17 protein-coding genes are annotated in these 18,122 nt (G+C 70.9%); 7 read left to right on the top strand and 10 right to left on the bottom strand.

The annotated features are described in order from the left end of the window. Positions 1 to 9: 9 nt before the first annotated feature. Positions 10 to 756, bottom strand: a complete 747-nt coding sequence (locus ACFPYL_RS13625) for a FadR/GntR family transcriptional regulator (RefSeq protein ID WP_379154940.1) — start codon at positions 754 to 756, stop codon at positions 10 to 12. Positions 757 to 905: 149 nt separating this feature from the next. Between ACFPYL_RS13625 and ACFPYL_RS13620 the strand changes: the two genes are divergently transcribed. From ACFPYL_RS13620 to ACFPYL_RS13600, 5 genes are all read left to right on the top strand, one after another. Continuing rightward, a complete protein-coding gene (locus ACFPYL_RS13620; RefSeq protein ID WP_379154937.1) occupies positions 906 to 2,507 on the top strand; it encodes an amino acid permease in 1,602 nt (533 codons plus the stop codon). 9 nt (positions 2,508 to 2,516) lie between these two features. Then, positions 2,517 to 3,434, top strand: coding sequence for a phosphotransferase (locus ACFPYL_RS13615; protein WP_379154934.1), 918 nt, complete (start codon positions 2,517 to 2,519; stop codon positions 3,432 to 3,434). 147 nt (positions 3,435 to 3,581) lie between these two features. Beyond that, positions 3,582 to 5,978, top strand: coding sequence for a GcvT family protein (locus tag ACFPYL_RS13610; protein ID WP_379154931.1), 2,397 nt, complete (start codon positions 3,582 to 3,584; stop codon positions 5,976 to 5,978). A gap of 9 nt (positions 5,979 to 5,987) precedes the next feature. After that, positions 5,988 to 6,329, top strand: coding sequence for a DUF2200 domain-containing protein (locus ACFPYL_RS13605; RefSeq protein WP_379154929.1), 342 nt, complete (start codon positions 5,988 to 5,990; stop codon positions 6,327 to 6,329). 58 nt (positions 6,330 to 6,387) lie between these two features. Beyond that, positions 6,388 to 7,074, top strand: a complete 687-nt coding sequence (locus ACFPYL_RS13600; protein WP_379154926.1) for a sortase domain-containing protein — start codon at positions 6,388 to 6,390, stop codon at positions 7,072 to 7,074. A gap of 28 nt (positions 7,075 to 7,102) precedes the next feature. Here the strand turns inward: ACFPYL_RS13600 and ACFPYL_RS13595 are convergent, their stop codons facing one another. From ACFPYL_RS13595 to ACFPYL_RS13560, 8 genes are all read right to left on the bottom strand, one after another. After that, positions 7,103 to 7,858 (bottom strand): hypothetical protein, encoded by a 756-nt coding sequence (locus ACFPYL_RS13595; protein ID WP_379154923.1) that lies wholly within the window; start codon positions 7,856 to 7,858, stop codon positions 7,103 to 7,105. A 17-nt stretch (positions 7,859 to 7,875) separates the two neighbouring features. After that, positions 7,876 to 8,631 carry a hypothetical protein gene (locus tag ACFPYL_RS13590; RefSeq protein ID WP_379154920.1) on the bottom strand — a complete coding sequence of 252 codons (756 nt, stop codon included), beginning with the start codon at positions 8,629 to 8,631 and terminating at the stop codon, positions 7,876 to 7,878. Positions 8,632 to 8,704: 73 nt separating this feature from the next. Continuing rightward, positions 8,705 to 9,682: a carbohydrate ABC transporter permease gene (locus ACFPYL_RS13585; protein WP_379154917.1), complete on the bottom strand. Its 978-nt coding sequence runs from the start codon at positions 9,680 to 9,682 to the stop codon at positions 8,705 to 8,707. Then, positions 9,679 to 10,575: a carbohydrate ABC transporter permease gene (locus ACFPYL_RS13580; protein WP_379154914.1), complete on the bottom strand. Its 897-nt coding sequence runs from the start codon at positions 10,573 to 10,575 to the stop codon at positions 9,679 to 9,681. Before ACFPYL_RS13580 ends, ACFPYL_RS13585 begins: the two co-directional genes overlap by 4 nt. Positions 10,576 to 10,667: 92 nt before the next feature. Next, positions 10,668 to 12,038 (bottom strand): ABC transporter substrate-binding protein, encoded by a 1,371-nt coding sequence (locus ACFPYL_RS13575; protein ID WP_379154911.1) that lies wholly within the window; start codon positions 12,036 to 12,038, stop codon positions 10,668 to 10,670. Between the two features lie 62 nt (positions 12,039 to 12,100). After that, on the bottom strand, positions 12,101 to 13,765 hold the full coding sequence (locus ACFPYL_RS13570) for a glycoside hydrolase family 13 protein (RefSeq protein ID WP_379154908.1): 1,665 nt from the start codon (positions 13,763 to 13,765) through the stop codon (positions 12,101 to 12,103). Positions 13,766 to 13,868: 103 nt separating this feature from the next. Further along, positions 13,869 to 14,891, bottom strand: coding sequence for a LacI family DNA-binding transcriptional regulator (locus ACFPYL_RS13565; protein WP_379154905.1), 1,023 nt, complete (start codon positions 14,889 to 14,891; stop codon positions 13,869 to 13,871). Between the two features lie 99 nt (positions 14,892 to 14,990). Continuing rightward, entirely contained in the window at positions 14,991 to 15,575 is a 585-nt protein-coding gene (locus ACFPYL_RS13560) for a hypothetical protein (RefSeq protein WP_379154902.1), read from the bottom strand. A gap of 90 nt (positions 15,576 to 15,665) precedes the next feature. On the opposite strand from ACFPYL_RS13560, the gene ACFPYL_RS13555 reads away from it, so the two are divergent. After that, positions 15,666 to 16,790, top strand: a complete 1,125-nt coding sequence (locus ACFPYL_RS13555; protein ID WP_379154899.1) for an LLM class flavin-dependent oxidoreductase — start codon at positions 15,666 to 15,668, stop codon at positions 16,788 to 16,790. Then, positions 16,787 to 17,404 (top strand): FMN reductase, encoded by a 618-nt coding sequence (locus ACFPYL_RS13550; protein ID WP_379154896.1) that lies wholly within the window; start codon positions 16,787 to 16,789, stop codon positions 17,402 to 17,404. Before ACFPYL_RS13555 ends, ACFPYL_RS13550 begins: the two co-directional genes overlap by 4 nt. Before the next feature lie 15 nt (positions 17,405 to 17,419). On the opposite strand, the gene ACFPYL_RS13545 is transcribed toward ACFPYL_RS13550, so the two are convergent. Next, positions 17,420 to 18,022: a PASTA domain-containing protein gene (locus ACFPYL_RS13545; RefSeq protein ID WP_379154893.1), complete on the bottom strand. Its 603-nt coding sequence runs from the start codon at positions 18,020 to 18,022 to the stop codon at positions 17,420 to 17,422. Positions 18,023 to 18,122: the final 100 nt, after the last annotated feature.

Below are 18,122 nucleotides of genomic sequence, written 5' to 3'. Positions count from 1 at the left end.
GGAGGGCTCCTATCCGACCAGGCCGCGCAGCAGCGCGGCCGTGTCGTCGCAGTGTTCTTCCATGACCCGGCGGGCCCGGTCGGCGTCGCCGCCGAGGATCGCCTTGACCAGCGCGGCGTGCTGGCGGTCCGAGTGCCCGATGTTGGCCTCGAGCACCGGGATCGCCAGCAGCATCTCGTGCAGCGTCGACTGCACGGACGTGACCGCCTCGATCACCCGGGGCGAGTCCGCGAGGGAGGCGACGGTCAGGTGGAAGCGCGAGTCGGCCTGCCGGTGCGCGGCCGGCCGCGTGGCCGCGGCGACGTCGGCGTGGGCGCGCTCCAGCTCCTCGCGGCGCATGACGGAGAGGTCGGCGCGCGCGGCGAGCCAGGCGGCGCCCGGCTCGACGATCCGTCGGTAGTCGAGCGCGTCGAGCCAGTCGCGACGTCGGTCCTGGTCAAGGCGGGCGGCGGCGCGGGCGCTGGGTGATGTCGGCTTGAGGGTGACGACGGTGCCGCCGCCGCGGCCGCGCCTGGTCTCGACCAGTCCCGCCTCCCGCAGGGCGGCCATCGCCTCGCGCAGCGTGGCCCGGGAGACCTCGAGCCGGGCGGCCAGGTCGCGCTCGGCGGGGAGCGTCGTGCCGAGCGGGTAGACACCGAGCCGGATCGCCCGACCGAGCTGCTCCACGCAGGCCTCGAAGGCGTGGTGCCCGCGCACCGGCCGCAGCACCGCCTGGGGGAGGGGGTGCTCCGACGGGGTCGGCGCGGGCGCGGTCATGGGCTCAATCCTTGGATCGTGGCGACGCGGGTGTCAATGAGCTCAATGGTCTGAGTTCATACCAATTTTACGGAAGCCTATGGACACCCCGAACGGCGCGGGTCTAGCGTCCGGTTCACATTCGCACGATCACCCCCGGAAGGTGCCCGATGCCCGAAGCACACGAGCCGATCCCGGAGCTGAGCGAGGACGAGAAGCACCTCGCGAAGCTCGGCTACAAGCAGGAGCTGAACCGGTCGTGGTCCGGCTTCTCCAACTTCGCCATCTCGTTCTCCATCATCTCGATCCTCGCCGGCTGCTTCACGACGTTCGGCCAGGGCTGGAGCAACGGTGGACCGATCGCCATCTCGTGGGGCTGGCCGATCATCTCGATCTTCATCCTGATCATCGGCTTCACCATGTCGGAGCTCGTCTCGGCGTACCCGACCTCGGGCGGCATCTACTGGTGGGCCTCGAAGCTCGGCGGTCCCGCCGCCGGCTTCTTCACCGGCTGGCTGAACCTGATCGGCCTGATCGCCGTCACCGCCTCCGTGGCGTACGGCGCCGCGACGTTCCTCGACATCACCCTCAGCACGATGAGCGACGGGTGGGCCGAGGACTACAGCCTCAAGCGGGTCTTCGTCCTCTTCGTGCTCATCATGATCATGGCCGTGCTGCTGAACGCGTTCGGCGCGCACCTGCTGGCGATGATCAACAACGTCTCCGTGTGGTGGCACGTCGCCGGCGCGGCCGCCGTCATCCTGATCCTGATCCTCGTCCCCGAGCAGCACGCGAGCTCGTCCTTCGTCTGGACCGACCGCATCAACAACTCCGGGTACGCCGACGGCTCGACGAGTGGCACGACGTTCTGGTTCCTGGTGCTCCCGCTGGGATTCCTGCTGACGCAGTACACGATCACCGGGTTCGACGCTTCCGCCCACCTCTCGGAGGAGACCAACGCGGCCAGCACCGGCGCAGCCAAGGGCATCTGGCGCTCGATCTTCTACTCGGCGGTCGGTGGCTGGGTCCTGCTGCTCGCGTTCCTGTACGCCGTGCAGGACCCGGACGGCGTCACCGCGGGCATCAACTCCGGCCTCAACGGTGCCGACGTGATCTTCGGTCAGGCGCTCCCGGAGCGATGGCACATCACGATCCTCGTCATCTCCACCGCTGGTCAGCTCTTCTGCGCGACCGCCTGCCTCACGAGTGCCTCCCGGATGACCTTCGCCTTCAGCCGCGACGGCGCGATCCCCGGCTCCCGCATGTGGTCGAAGGTCGCCGCCAACAGGGTGCCGATCAACGCGGTCATCGCGGTCGCGATCGTCGGCGTGCTGATCACGCTGCCCGCCCTGATCGAGGTCAACATCGGCACCCCGGACGCCCCGATCATCGTGCCCACGGCGTTCTACGCAGTGGTGTCGGTGGCCGTCATCGGCCTCTACCTGGCGTTCGCGATCCCGATCTTCCTGCGCTGGAAGATGGGCGATGCGTTCGAGCCCGGGACGTGGAACAACGGCTCGAAGTACAAGTGGATGAACCTGGTCGCGGTCGCCGAGATCGTGGTCATCTCGATCTACTTCATCCTGCCGTTCACGCCGCTCGCCGTGCCGTGGAACGACGACTTCTCGTGGAAGTTCGTCAACTACGCGCCGATCCTCACGATCGGTGCGCTGATCCTGCTCACCATCTGGTGGCACGCCTCCGCGAAGCGGTGGTTCACCGGGCCGAAGCACACGATCGACCAGGCGGTCATCGACTCCTTCGGTGAGTGACCTGACTGCGTGACTGGTGCTCCTCCGCTGGACCGCCTCGCCTGCCTGGCGGGGCGGTCCTGGCACGTCCGGGACCTGCCCGGCGGCCTGACCAACACGAACTTCCACGTCACCGACGACGCCGGCCTCGACGTCGTCGTGCGCTGGTCGCAGGGTGATGCGTCGCTGCTCGGGATCGACCGGGACGCCGAGGCGTTCAACACCGGTGCGGCCGCCGCGGCGGGTGTCGGTGCCGAGGTGGTCGAGTACCGCCCGGACCTGTCGATGCTGGTGATCTCGTTCCTCACGGGTCGGGCGCTCGAGGACGCGGACTTCGACGACGCCGGGGTGCTGGCCCGGGCCGCCGAGGCCACCCGTCGCCTCCACGGGGGGCCGCGCTTCCGCGGGGACTTCGACATGTTCGCGCGGCAGGCGGCCTACCTCGCGACCGTCCGGGAGCGCGGCTACGCCCTGCCGCCGACGTACGACGACCACGCCGACGCGTGGGACGACGTACGGCGTGCGCTCGCCGTCCGTCAGGGGCCGACCGTGCCGTGCAACAACGACCTGCTGGCGGCCAACTTCATCGACGACGGCGAGGCCTGCCACCTGATCGACTACGAGTACTCCGGCAACAACGACCCGTACTTCGAGCTCGGCAACACCGCGACGGAGTGCAACCTGACGCCCGAGCAGGTGGAGGCCTACACGGAGGCGTACGTCGGCAGTCCGACCCGCGCCGACCTGGCCCGGGTGCGGCTGCAGATGCTGTGCAGCGAGTACGGCTGGTCGCTGTGGGGCTTCATCCAGGCCGCGGCGAGCCCGATCGACTACGACTTCCACGGCTGGGGCACGGACCGCTTCGAGAAGGCGGTCGCCACCTTCCGCGGCCCCGACCTCCCGCGGCTCCTGGAGGAGGTGGCTGGTGGTTTCGAGGCTCGTCGCTAGCGCTCCTCGCACCTCAACCACCGGCGCGGTGGTTGAGGTGCGAAGGCCGCCAGGCCTGAGCGTCGAAACCACCACCGGCGCGGTGGTTGAGGTGCGAAGGCCGCCAGGCCTGAGCCTCGAAACCACCACCAGGCAGGATGACCACCCGTGACTGACCTTCCGTCCCGCGCCCAGGTGGTCATCGTGGGCGGCGGCGTCATCGGCACGTCTGTCGCCTACCACCTGACGAAGCTCGGCTGGACCGACGTGCTGCTGCTCGAGCAGGGCACCCTCTCGTGCGGCACGACCTGGCACGCGGCCGGCCTGGTCGGGCCGCTGCGCGCGTCGGAGAGCGGCACCCGGCTGGTGCAGTACTCCGCCGAGCTCTACGAGTCTCTGGAGGCGGAGACCGGGTTGGCGACGGGCTACCGCAACGTCGGCGGCGTGATCGTGGCCCGCACCGAGGACCGGATGGTCCAGCTGCGGCGTACGGCGGCGAACGCGGTCGCCTACGACATGGACTGCGAGCTGATCTCGCCGGCGCGCGCCCAGGAGCTCTGGCCGGCGATGCGCGTCGACGACCTGCTGGGCGCGATCTGGCTGCCGGGTGACGGCAAGGTCAACCCGGCCGACGTGACCCAGTCGCTGGCCAAGGCTGCCCGGATGCGGGGTGCCCGGATCGTCGAGCGGGTCCGGGTGACCGGCTTCGACGTCGCGGACGGCCGCGTCGCGGGGGTGCGGACCGACCAGGGCGACGTCGAGGCCGAGGTCGTCGTCAACTGCGCCGGCCAGTGGGCCAAGGCCCTCGGCGACCTGGTCGGCGTGCCGGTCCCGCTGCACTCCGCCGAGCACTTCTACGTCGTCACCGAGCCGATCGAGGGCGTGCACCCCGACCTGCCGATCATGCGCGACCCGGACGGGTGGACCTACTTCAAGGAGGAGACCGGCGGCCTCGTCGTCGGCGGCTTCGAGCCCGAGGCGAAGCCGTGGCGCTCGCCCGACGACCTGCCCTACCCGTTCGAGTTCCAGCTCCTGCCCGAGGACTGGGAGCACTTCTCGGTGCTGATGGACGAGGCGCTGCTGCGGATCCCCGCGCTCGAGGAGACCGGGATCCGCAAGTTCTACAACGGTCCCGAGTCCTTCACGCCCGACAACCAGTTCCTGCTCGGCGAGGCCCCGGGGCTGCGCGGCTTCTTCGTCGGCGCCGGCTTCAACTCGGTCGGGATCGCCTCGGCGGGTGGAGCCGGGCGCGCGCTCGCGGAGTGGATCGTGGCGGGGGAGCCGCAGGACGACCTGGTGTCCGTCGACGTACGCCGGTTCGCGCCGCTGCACGCCGACAACGGGTGGCTGCGCTCGCGGGTCGCCGAGGTGCTCGGGCTGCACTACGCCGTGCCGTGGCCCAACCGCGAGCTCGAGTCGGCGCGACCGCAGCGCACCGCGCCGGTGCACGACCGGGTCGCCGCGGCCGGCGCGCTCTTCGGCACCCGGATGGGCTGGGAGCGACCCAACGTCTTCGGGCCGCCGGTCCTGGACTACGCGTGGGGCAAGCCCGCGTGGCTCGCCTGGTCGGCGGCGGAGCAGCGCGCGACCCGGGAGGACGTGGCGGTCTTCGACCAGACGTCGTTCTCGAAGTACGTCGTCGCCGGCCCGGACGCGCTGGCCGGGCTGCAGTGGGTGTGCGCCGCCGACGTCGACGTGCCGGTCGGACGTTGCGTCTACACGCCGTTCCTCAACGCCCGCGGCACCTACGAGGCCGACCTGACCGTCACCCGCACCGGCACGGACTCGTTCCTGCTGGTCTCCAGCTCGGCCACGACCGTGCGCGACCTGGACTGGCTCGCGCGCCACGGCGTACCGGCGCAGGACGTGACCGAGGCGTACGCCGTGCTCGGCGTGATGGGGCCGCGCTCGCGCGCGCTGCTCTCCACGATGTCGGACGACGACTGGTCGGAGGGCGGCTTCCCGTTCGCGACCTCGCGCGAGGTGCAGGTCGCCGGGCTGGCGGTTCGTGCGACCCGGATGACCTACGTCGGCGAGCTCGGTTGGGAGCTGATGGTGCCGGTCGCCGACGCCGGCACCGTGTACGACGCCGTCAAGGCGGGCGGCGCCCGCGACGCCGGCTACTACGCGATCGAGTCGCTGCGGCTGGAGAAGGGCTACCGCGCCTTCGGCCGCGAGCTCACCCCCGACTACGGTCCGGTCGAGGCCGGACTGGTCTTCGCGACAGCGCTCTCGGGGGCGAAGGACTTCCTGGGCCGCGCCGCGCTCGAGGAGCACCGTATGGAGCTCGCCGCCGGGGGCGCCCGCCGCAGGTTGGTGTCACTGGTGGTCGACTCGCCCGAGCCGATGCTGTGGGGTGGCGAGCTGCTGCTGCGCGACGGCTCACCCGCCGGGCAGGTCACCAGCGCCGCGTGGGGGGAGACCGTCGGGTCCTGCGTCGGCCTCGGCTACGTCCGCCACGACGGCCCGGTCACGTCCGACTGGCTCGCGTCGGGGTCGTTCGAGGTGGACGTGGCGGGGGAGCGGTACGCCGTACGCCCGACCCTGAGGGCGCCGCTCTCCTAGATTGGTGCCATGCACCGGATCTTCACGACCAGCGTCGCCTCGGTCTACCCGCACTACGTGGCCAAGGTCGAGCGCAAGGGGCGCACGCAGGCCGAGCTCGACGAGGTCATCGAGTGGCTGACGGGCTTCGACGAGGAGGCGCTGCGGCGTCACCTGGACGCCGGCACGACGTTCGAGGAGTTCTTCGCCGACGCGAGTCTCAACCCGAACGTCTCGCTCATCACCGGGGTCGTGTGCGGCATCCGGGTCGAGGAGATCGAGGATCCGCTGATGCAGCAGATCCGCTACCTCGACAAGCTCGTCGACGAGCTGGCCCGCGGCAAGGCGATGGAGAAGGTGCTGCGGGCGTAGCCACCCTGCTGGTGGGCGCGGAGGTCTGGGCAGGGCGTCCGGTGGGTACGAGGGCCCCATGGATCTCACCTTCTCCTCCCTGCACCGCTCGACCCGGCTCGGGATCGGCGCCGTCGCCGTCGCCGCCTGCGCGCTGGCTGGTGCGCCCGCCTCGCCGGCGTCCGCCGTCGCCTCGCCCTCGGCCCCGCACGCCGTTCCGAGCGACGGCAGCCCGCGGGACGCCCGGCTGACCATCCGGGCCGTCGGCATCCACCGGCTGCCGGTGATCGCCTACCGCGGGAAGACCGACGACGCCCCGGGCACCCGGATCCAGAACCGTGGGATCGCCGCGGCGTCGAACGGGCCGCAGGGCGGCACCGGTCCGGGCGGGATCGGCAACTACCAGGTCGCGGCGCACCGGACCTCGCACGGTGGCGTCTTCCGCCACACCCCCTCGCTGCACCGCGGCGACAAGGTGATCGTCGACGTGCACCGCTGGCGCTACGTGTACGTCGTCAAGAAGACCCGCTGGGTCTCGTTCCGGTCCGCGAAGTCGCTGCGCGCCCAGCGCGCCGCGGTCCCCGGCCACCCGGGCCAGAAGGCGACCCGCGCCTACATCACCATCTCCACCTGCGCGACGCCCGAGGACCACGCCCGCGGCAACTACTGGACCGACAGCCTCGGCAACCCCGAGCACCGCATCGACAAGGTCGGCGTCCTCGTGGCCCGGCTGCGCAACCCCTTCTGGAAGCCGAAGCAGGGCTGAACCTCGGGGTCCCCAGCCGAGCCGACCGTCAGCCGGAGGACCCGACCCGGTAGGTCGCGCTGGCCGCACCGTTGTCGAAGGCTCGGCACTTCTTGTCCTCCACTCGCGTACAGGTGTCCTTCGGCACGGAGAGGTCGATGCGGAAGCGCGGCTTCTTGCCGGCGAGCACCTTGACCGCGCGATCGACGGCGAGGTGGCGGGTGCTGCCGATGCCCGTGAGCACCCAGTTGCCGGCTGAAAGGGACTTGAGGCTGGCCTCGTCGTCGCACCAGGTGACGGTCCCGAGGTCGGTGGAGGCGCTGATGACCGGCCAGGGCGTCTGGAAGCCGATCTTCACCTCGTCGCAGCTGCCCTTGCTGGCGCTCAGGGACTTGGTGTCGATGTGGTCGACCACCTTCGGTCCGATGCTCGTGACGCTGATGCCGACGCCACCCATCCGCCAGGTGCCATAACGGTCGGCCGTCACCATGTCGACGTCCAGGAGGTAGTAGTCGTACTTCTTGATGCCGTCCTTGATCTTGTAGACCGACAGCTTGGTCTGGAGCTTGCCGCGGGCCACCGGACGGCCGTAGACCTCGCAGACGCCGGTCTTCGGCCCGCAGTGCGAGCCGCGGTCGGGGCCGTAGTCGTTGTAGGCGATGCTGTAGCGACCCGCAACGGGCATGTCGCCGACCAGCTTGGCCTGCTGGCTGACGCCGACATCGGCCTGGGACGGCGCGATCGGGCTGAGCGTCGCAGCCAGCAGGGCGACCGTGAGGGCGAGCGCGGTGGACGTACGACGCACGATGGTCCTCCTGCCCGTCAGCCGGCCGAGCCGACGGAGTACGTCGCGCTGCTGGCGCCGTTGTCGTACTCGATGCACTTGTGCTGCAGCGCCCGCGTGCAGGTGTCCTTGGGGACGGAGAGCGTCACCTTGAAGCGGGGCTTCTTGCCGGCCTTGACCTTCACCGCACGGTCGACGGCGAGGTGCCGGGTGCTCCCGATGCCCTTGAGCACCCAGTTGCCGGCCGACGGGGCCGACAGGCTGGCCTCGTCGTCGCACCAGGTGACGGAGCCGAGGTCGGCGGAGGCGCTGATCACCGGCCAGGGCGTCTGGAAGCCGATGTTCACCGAGTGGCAGTCGCCCTTGGTGGCGCTGAGCGACTTCGTGTCGATCACGTCGACGAGCCGGGGGCCGATGCTCGTGACGCTGATGCCGACCCCGCCCATCTTCCAGGTGCCGTACCTGTCGGCCGTGACCATGTCGACGTCGAGCAGGTAGTAGTCGTACTTCTTCATGCCGTCCTTGATCTTGTAGACGGACAGCTTGGTCTGGAGCTTGCCCCGGGCGACCGGGCGACCGTGGACGACGCACTGCGGCGCTCGCGGCGGGCAGTAGGTGCCGCGGTCCGGTCCGTAGTCGTTGAAGGCGATGCTGTAGCGGCCGCTGACGGGCTTCTCACCCACGAGCTTGGCCTGCTGGCTGACGCCGACGTCGGCCTGGGACGGCCCGACGGCGCTCAGGCCCGCGACGAGCAACGAGGCGGTGGCGGCGAGCGCCAGGACGGTACGACGCATGGTGGATCCCCCGAACACGAGACGATGACACCGTGCGTGTCCCCTGTGACCGAGGCTGGCAAACCTCGTCACGTCAGCCCTTCACGGCCCCTTCCAGACCGCCGCGCAGGAAGAGCCGCTGGAAGACCAGGAAGAAGACGATCGGCAGGGCACAGGAGATCAGCAGGGCGGCCAGCACGACGTCGAGCTCGGTGACTGCGGCGAGCCGGGGGAGCCGCACCGAGAGCGGCTGCTTGGCCGGGTCGGGCAGGACGACCAGCGGCCAGACGAAGTCCTTCCAGGCGGCCAGCACGGCGAACACCGAGACCACGCCGAGCACCGGCCGCGACATCGGCAGCACGATGTGGAAGAAGAGCCGGAAGTCGCCGCACCCGTCGACCCGGGCCGCGTCGATCACCTCGCGGGGGAGGTTGTCGAAGAAGCGCTTCACCAGGGCGACGTTGAACGCGCTCGCGCCGGCGGGCAGGAAGGCGCCCCAGTAGGTGTTGACCAGGTTCCAGTGCGTGAACGGCAGGTCCAGCACCGTGAGGTAGAGCGGGACCAGCAGCACGACGGCCGGCACGAACATCGTCGCGAGCACCAGGCTGTAGAGGATCCGGCTGCCGCGCGGCCGCAGGATCGACAGCGCGTAGCCGCCGGTGACCCCGACGAGCATCTGGACGGCCCACGAGCCGAGCGCGATGACGACCGTGTTCCAGAAGTAGAGCTTCAGGTCGATCTCGACCCACGCCGTGCGCAGGTTCTCCCAGTCCGTGCCGTGGGGCCACAGCGCGAGCGGGGAGCGCAGCGTGTCCTGGGTCGGGGTGATCGCGGACTTGGCGAGCCACAGGATCGGGCCGAGGCAGGCGATCAGCAGGAAGACCAGGAGCCCGCCGTTGAGCAGGGTGCGGCCGATCCGGACGCCGGGCCGGCGGCGCTCGAAGGCCGAGGTGATCGTGCGGGTCTCGCCCGCGGCGGACCGTCGTCGCCGCCGGCGCCGGGGCGCCGGGCCGGAGAGCTCCGGCTCGGGCTCGGGCTGTACGTCGGGGGTGTGCTGCACGAGCGTGCTCACTCGGACCAGCTCCTCGTCACGCGGAAGTAGACGATCGACATCACGGCGAGCGCGGCCGCCAGCATCAGGCTGAGCGCGGTCGCCTTCCCGTAGTCGCCGCCGGTGGTGTTGGCGAAGGCGTAGTTGTAGACGAGCAGCAGCACCGTGAGGGTCGCGTTGTCGGGGCCGCCGTCGGTGAAGAGGTAGGGCTCCAGGAAGACCTGCGAGGTGCCGATGATCTGGAGGATCAGGGTGATCAGCATGATGCTGCGCAGGTGCGGGAGCGTCACGTGCCAGACCTTGGCGAGGATGCCGGCGCCGTCCGCCTCGGCCGCGTCGTAGAGCTCGGGCGGCACGGAGACCAGCGCCGCGAGGTAGATGATCACGGTGCCGCCGGCCGCCGCCCAGGTGGCCTCGAGGACCAGCGACGGCATCGCCCAGCTGGGATCCTCGAGCCAGGGCACCGGGCCCAGCCCGAACCAGCCCAGGATGCTGTTGAAGACGCCGGTCGGCTCGGCGTCGTAGAAGAATCGCCACAGCAGCACGGCGACGGCGGGCGGGACCACGACGGGCAGGTAGGCGAGGAGCGAGTAGAGGCCGCGGGCCCGCCGTACGTCACTCATGACGACCGCGAGGACCAACGGCACCGGGTACCCGATCACCAGTGCGAGTACGGCGAACCAGGCCGTGTTCTGCACGGCCGTGGTCAGCAGCGGGTCGTCGAGCACGGCGCGGAAGTTGTCGAGGCCGACGTACGTCGCCGGTGTGACCAGGTTGGTCTGCTGCACGCTCATCACGAACGAGCGGACGATCGGCCACCAGGAGAAGAGGCCGAAGACGAGCAGCATCGGCAGCAGGAAGACGATGGGGCCGACGGGGAGCCGGCGGGGCAGTCGGGCGAGCAGCGCGGTCATGATCGCTTTCCAAGAGGCTGGTCCGGGTCTGGTGAGGACTGGGGCCAGGCCGGCCGGCACCGTCGAGGAGGGGTGCCGGCCGGCCGGACCGGTCAGCCGAGCAGGCCCTGGGCCTGGTCGTTGGCGTCGGCGAGCAGCGCGTCGATGTCCGCGTTCTCGTCGGTCAGCACCTTCTGGACGACCGAGTCGAGGATCCCGTAGACCTCCTGCGTGTGGGCCGGCGGCTCGGGGACCAGGGTCTGGTCGAAGACGCCGTCGGTGAAGGACGTCATCTGGGCCAGCGGCACGTTCACGTAGGGCTTGATCGCGTCCTGGACCGACTGCCACGTGGTCTCGTCGAAGATCGGCAGCGTCGGCGTGCCGATCGGCTGGTCGGACGCCTTGAGGACCTCGGCGTCGGCCACGGCCCGGTCGGGGTCGTAGTTCTTCGCCTCGCGGTAGAAGTCGTTCCACTGCACCGCGGCCTCCTGCTCGGCCGGGCTGGCCTTGGCGGAGACGGCGGCGACCGACCCGCCGCCGAGGATGCCGGCGTCGGGGGAGTCGGACAGCGGGAGCACGGCCAGGCCGTAGCTGTCCGGGTCGATCTGGTTGGTCGTCACCAATGCGTTGTAGACGTCGGAGCCGGACATGTACATGCCGATCTTGCCGGCCGCGAACGCCTCGTTGATGGGCGCCCACTCGTAGTTCGTGTTCTTGCCCATCGAGTCGTCGGTCCAGCGCATGTCGTGCAGCATCTGGAGGCCCTCGGCGGTGGCGTCGTTGTCGACGGTCGCCGTGGTGCCGTCGTCGGACTCCATCCGGCCGCCGAGCGCGTAGGTGAGCGTGGTCAGCATCCAGCCGCCGGTGTTGTTGGTGCTCATCTGCACGTAGCCGGCCTTGCCGGTCTTGTCGGCGATGGCCTTGGCGTCGGTGCGGACCTCGTCCCAGGTGGTCGGGGGCGAGTCGGGGTCGAGGCCGGCCTGCTCGAAGAGGTCGCGGTTGTAGTGCAGGCCGACGCCGTACACGTCGGTCGGGAGGCCGTAGATCTTGCCGTCCGTGCCCTGGGCGGCCGCGAGGACGCTCGGGTTGAAGTCCTCGGCGTACGGCAGCGCGTTGACGTAGTCCGTCACGTCGGCGATCTGCTTGCGCTCGGCGAGGCCTTTGGTGTCGGTGAACGGGACCCGGAAGGTCGTCGGCAGCTGGTCGCCCGCGAGCTGGGTCGAGAACGTCTCGGCGTTCCACTCCCACTCGATCGGCTTCACGACGATGTCGGGGTGGTCCTTCATGAAGGCCTCGGCCTGCTTGTTGACCGCGTCGATGGTGCCCTGCTCGTCGCCGGGCCGCCAGCCCTCGACCGTGATCGTGACCTTGCCGTCGCTCTTGCTGTCCTCGTCGCTGCCACAGGCGGCGGCGAGGAGGGAGACGCTCGCGAGGGAGGCGATGGTCGCCAGCGCGGTCAGGCCGCGCCGTCGGTGGTTCCTCATGGGAGAACTCCTTGATGGTGGTGGTGGAGCGGTGGTGGTGGTGCGGTGGTGGAGGGTCTGGCTCACCCGAGATCGAGCCAGACCGTGGCGTCGGTGGGCAGGCGTCCTCCTTCCACCGGCACGCTGGCGAGCCAGGTCTGCACGGACGCGGGCAGGTCGACCGGACCGCCCGAGAAGTTGGTGACCGAGGCGAAGCGGTCGCCCCGGCGGAAGGCGATCACCTCGGGGCCGAGGCCCAGCCAGGTCAGGCGCCTCGTCCCCAGGTCGGGGTCGTCGTGGCGGATCCGCAGCGCGGCTCGGTAGAGCGCGAGCATGGAGTCCGGGTCGTCGGCCTGGGCCGCGGCGGTCAGCCCGGCCCAGGTGTCCGGCTGCGGGAGCCAGGGCTCCGCGGCGACGTCACTGAAGCCGTACGGCGCCGCCGACCCCGACCACGGGAACGGCACGCGACAGCCGTCCCGGCCGGGGTCGACGCCACCCGAGCGGGCGTGCATCGGGTCGTCGATGCGGTCCAGCGGGATGTCCTCGACCTCGGGGAGCCCGAGCTCCTCGCCCTGGAAGAGGTAGAAGGCACCCGGGAGCGCCATCGCGAGCAGGGCCGCGGCCCGCGCCCGCCGGTGGCCGAGCGCGAGGTCGGTGGGCGTGCCGAACCGCTTCGCCTCGAACGCGAACGACGTGTCGGCGCGGCCGTAGCGGGTCACCGGCCGGGTGACGTCGTGGTTGGAGAGCACCCAGGTGGGCGGGGCACCCACCCCGTCGTGGACGGCGAGGGTCTGCTCGATGGAGCGACGCAGCGCCGCGGCCTCCCACGGCGAGGCCAGGTAGTCGAAGTTGAACGCCGAGTGCAGGACGCCGGGGCGCAGGTAGCGCGCGAACCGCTCCGCGTCGGGCAGCCAGATCTCGCCGATCAGCACCCGGTCGGGGCCGTAGGACTCGGCGATCCGGCGCCAGGCGCGGTAGATGCCCTGGAGGTCCTCGCGGTCGACGTACGGGTGCTCGCCGGGGTCGAGGTCGGCACGCACCTCCGGCAGCGAGGAGTCCTTGGCGAGCAGCGCGGCCGAGTCGATCCGGATGCCGGCGACGCCGCGGTCGAACCAGAACCGGAGGATCTCCTCGTGCTCGCGCACGACGTCGGGGTGACCCCAGTTCAGGTCGGGCTGACCGGGGGCGAAGAGGTGCAGGTACCACTGCTCCGGGGTGCCGTCGGGGGCGGTGAGCCGCGTCCAGGCGGGTCCGCCGAACTCGGACACCCAGCTGTTGGGGAGCAGCTCTCCGTCCGCACCGAGGCCGTCGCGGAACCAGAACCGCTCGCGTTCCGGCGATCCCGGGCCGGCGGCGACCGCTGCCTGGAACCAGGTGTGCTGGTCGGAGACGTGGTTGGGGACCACGTCGATGATCGTGCGGATGCCGAGCGCGAGGGCGTCCCGGATCAGCCCCTCGGCCTCCTCGAGGTCACCGAACGACGGGTCGATGGCGCGGTAGTCGGCGACGTCGTACCCGCCGTCGGCCATCGGCGAGGGGTACCAGGGCGTGAACCAGATCGCGTCGACGCCGAGATCGGCGAGGTACGGCAGGCGGCTCCGGACGCCGGCCAGGTCGCCGGTGCCGTCGCCGTTCGCGTCGGCGAAGCTGCGCGGGTAGACCTGGTAGATCGCCGCGGTCCGCCACCAGTCGGTGCCGGGGGCCCGAGGATCGGACGCCGCGGTGGTGGGGCGCAGGTCGGTGCTCACGCGTCAGGTCCTCGTTCCGGTTAGTGGCGGTCGTCACAGGGGTGACGGCGCCGGGAACGCTAGGAGCGCTTGCAGAGCACTGCAAGAACCTGACAGTACGTAATTAGTTTTCAGATCTTGCAGCGGCGACGGCGCTGCTTGCAGGCCGGGTCGACCGGCGGACCACGAGCTCGGGCTCGAAGAACAGCTCGTCCGCGGGTGCCTCCTCGCCCCGGAGCTGGGTCAGCAGTGCCGCGACGGCGGCCCGGCCCATCGCCTCGATCGGCTGGCGCACGGTGGTCAGCGGCGGCTCGACCGACGACATGAACGCCGAGTCGTCGTACCCGATCACCGAGACGTCCTCGGGCACCCGCAGGCCCGCGCGCCGCACGGCGCGGATGGCGCCGAGCGCGAGGGGGTCGCTCGCGCAGACGAGTGCGGTGACGCCGCGGCCGACCAGGGTGGTCGCAGTCGCCTGGCCGCTCTGGAGCGAGAACTGGCTGTGCCCGACCAGCTCGTCCGGGACTGACACCATCGCCCGTGCGGCGGCGAGCTTGCGCAGCGACGGCTCGTGGTCACGCGGGCCCAGGACCAGGCCGATCCGCTCGTGGCCGAGGGAGCGCAGGTGCTCCAGGGACTGCTCGACCGCGCTGGCGTCGTCGCACACGATGCTCGGGAAAGGCAGCCGCTCGATCCCCGCGTTGATCAGCACGACCGGGAGCTTGCGCCGCGCCAGCCGGTCGTAGTGCTCATGGTCGGCCTCGGCCTGGCTGTAGAGGCCGCCGGCGAAGATGATCCCCGCGACCTGCTGCTGCTCGAGCAGCATGTCGACGTACCCGGCCTCCGCGCCGGCCTCGTTGATCTGGGTGCAGAGCACCGGGGTCAGCCCGTTCTGCGAGAGCAGCGCCCCCACCACCTCCGCCAGTGCCGGGAAGATCGGGTTGGAGAGCTCGGGCAGCACCAGCCCGACCAGCCGGGCGCGCTCGCCGCGCAGCTTGGTGGGCCGCTCGTAGCCGAGGACGTCGAGCGCGGTCAGCACCGTCTCGCGGGTGGCCTCGGAGACGCCCGGCTTGCTGTTCAGCACCCGGCTGACCGTCGCCTCGCTGACTCCGGCACGGGCGGCCACCTCGGCCAGTCGTCGCTTCATGTCCGCAATGTAGCGCGCCGGGCGCTGCAAGAACCCGACAACCGATTGCAGGAACCCGTCAGGAACGTCGCAAGCGGACGGGCAGAGGGTGCCGCGCCGTTACCGAACCGTGTCCGATTCCCGGAGCCCGCGTGCGACCAGCAGACCGGCGCAGAGGGCGCCCAGGGTGCCGAGCACCTCGTCGCCGAGGGTGTCCTCGTACGCCGTGTCGATCTCGGTGCCGTGCCGGATGAACGTGTACCACTCGCCGAGCTCCCAGCCGATGGCCAGGACGGCACCGAGCCCGACGATCATCAGCACCCGGGCCCAGCCGGGGCGCACCGGGCCGGCGATGAGGAGCCCGATGCCGCTGAGCAGGAAGAACCAGTTCACGAAGTGGTTCATGTCGTCCCACCAGGTCACGGAGTCGTAGAGGTCGAGGCTGTTGCCGGTGACGTCGACCAGGAAGCCGAGCATGACCAGCGAGAACGCGCCGTACGGCGGGGGCGCGTCGGGTCGGCGACGCTTCACCACGAGCCACCAGATCGCCGGGACCAGCAGCATCATCGCCGGGTAGGCCAGCAGCCGGGCGCCGAACGCCTTGTCGGCGAACCGGTCGATCCCCGGCACCCACTCGGCGACCGCGAGCTGCCCGACGGTGAGCGCCAGGATGAGGACCGGGACCCACCAGCGGACTCTGTTCACGCGAGGATGGTGGCAGGAATACCCGGGTGGTGCCCGTGGTTGACCGAGTAGTTCGGAATTCAACCACCTAGTTCTCAGGAGTGAGCGGACATGCAGTTCGGCATCTTCACCGTCGGCGACGTCACGGCGGACCCCACCACGGGCCGGACGCCGAGCGAGCACGAGCGGATCAAGGCGACCGTCGAGATCGCGAAGAAGGCCGAGGAGGTCGGGCTGGACGTCTTCGCCACCGGCGAGCACCACAACCCGCCGTTCATCGCGTCGAACCCGACCGCGACCCTGGCCTACATCGGCGCCAAGACCGACAACATCATCCTGTCGACGGCGACCACGCTGATCACGACGACGGACCCCGTGCTGATCGCGGAGGACTACGCGAAGATCCAGCACCTCACCGACGGTCGCGTCGACCTGATGATGGGCCGCGGCAACACCGGCCCGGTCTACCCCTGGTTCGGCAAGGACATCCGTGACGGCATCAACCTCGCCGTCGAGAACTACGCGCTGCTGCGCCGGCTCTGGGACGAGGACGTCGTGAGCTGGGAGGGCCGCTTCCGGACGCCGCTGCAGGGCTACACGTCGACCCCGCGCCCGCTCGACGGGGTGGCTCCGTTCGTCTGGCACGGCTCGATCCGCAGCCCCGAGATCGCCGAGCAGGCGGCCTACTACGGCGACGGCTTCTTCCACAACCACATCTTCTGGCCGGCCGGGCACACGAAGCAGATGGTCGACCTCTACCGCCGCCGGTTCGAACACTACGGCCACGGCAGCGCCGACCAGGCCATCGTCGGCCTCGGCGGACAGTTCTTCATGCGGAAGAACAGCCAGGACGCCGTGAACGAGTTCCGGCCGTACTTCGACAACGCGCCGGTCTACGGCCACGGCCCGTCGCTGGAGGACTTCACCGAGGCGACGCCGCTGACCGTCGGCTCGCCCCAGCAGGTGCTGGAGCGCACGCTCGGCTTCCGCGACTACGTCGGCCACTACCAGCGCCAGCTCTTCCTGGTGGACCACGCCGGCCTGCCGCTCAAGACGGTCCTGGAGCAGCTCGACCTGCTCGGCGAGATCCTCCCGGACCTGCGCGCGGGCATGGCCGAGGGCCGTCCGGCCCACGTCCCGGACGCGCCGACCCACGCGTCGCGGGTCGCCGCCGCCGGCGGCGCCCACGACTCGACCGTGCACGCGGTCGACGACGTCACGGGGGTGTCGGTATGACCAGGCTCGTCGTGATCAGCGCGGGGCTCAGCGTCCCGTCCTCGACCCGGCTGCTCGCCGACCGGCTCACCGCCGCGACGGTCGAGGCGTTGGAGGACGTCGAGGTCACGTACGTCGAGCTGCGCGACCTCGCGCACCAGGTCACCGACCAGCTGCTGACCGGGTTCCCCGGTGCCGAGCTGGCAGCCGCCCAGGACTCCGTACGCGCGGCGGACGGGCTGGTCGTGGTGACGCCGGTCTTCTCCGCGTCGTACTCGGGGCTCTTCAAGTCCTTCTTCGACGTGCTGGAGACGGGTGCTCTCGACGGCAAGCCGGTCCTGGTCGCCGCGACCGCAGGCACCGCCCGGCACTCGCTGGTGCTCGAGCACGCACTGCGGCCGCTCTTCGCCTACCTGCACGCCGTGGTCGTGCCGACCGGCGTCTTCGCCGCGAGCGAGGACTTCGCCGGCACCGACCTGGACCTGCGGGTCAGCAGGGCAGCAGGCGAGCTGGCACTGCTGATGGGCAAGGTCAGCGCGGTCGACGGCGCCGCGACCCGCCGCCGCACGGTGGAGGACGAGCTCGCCGAGCCGACGCCGTTCGACCAGCTGCTCCGCCAGGCCTCCGGCCGCTGACCACGCCCGTCCGGCTCAGCCGTCCCCGACGGTGAGCCGGACGGTGGCGCCGGCCCGGACCACCCGGCCAGCCGCCGGCGCTGTGCCGGTGACGTAGTGCGGGAAGTCGACCTGCGGCGCGCGGCCGACCAGCCCGGCTTCCTCGATGAGGCCCAGTGCCTGCTGGACAGCCGTGCCGGCGCCGATCGCGGGGACCGTCGTGAGCCCCGCGGGCAGCAGGGTCACCGAGCGCATCAGCCTCGTGACGAAGGCCATCGGGTGCGGACCGACGTAGAAGACCTGGAACGACGCGTCCCGACCCGGCACGGCGAACTCGAGGGAGCACGGGCCGCTCGCACTGGCCCGACACCTGACCCCGCTGTGGCGCACCCGGAGACCGCGGACGATCGTCCGGTGCCGCATCGGCCCGAGCGTGGTCTCCCCGACCTGCAGGCCCGACCCGGGGGCGCGGACCGCCGGGCACGGCACCGTCCCGGTGGTGGAGCCGGTCATCCACACGCTGTCGGCGACCGGGCGACAGGGGTCCGTCGAGGTCGACCAGGTCCGCGGCACGGCGACCACGACCCCGTTGACGCCCTGCCACCGGGTGCCTGCGGGCGGTCGAGCGGTCGAAGCCACCGCGGTCGAACCCTGCACGGTGGACCGTGCCGGCGACGGAGGCGGCGCCGGCTCATCCGTGCAGGCCGACAGCAGGCTCACGACCAGCAGCAGCACCAGC

The sequence above is a fragment of the Nocardioides hankookensis genome (genome assembly GCF_042658885.1).
In the GTDB taxonomy this organism is placed as follows: Bacteria; Actinomycetota; Actinomycetes; order Propionibacteriales; family Nocardioidaceae; genus Nocardioides; species Nocardioides hankookensis.
This window is presented reverse-complemented; position numbering and strand designations above follow the sequence as displayed.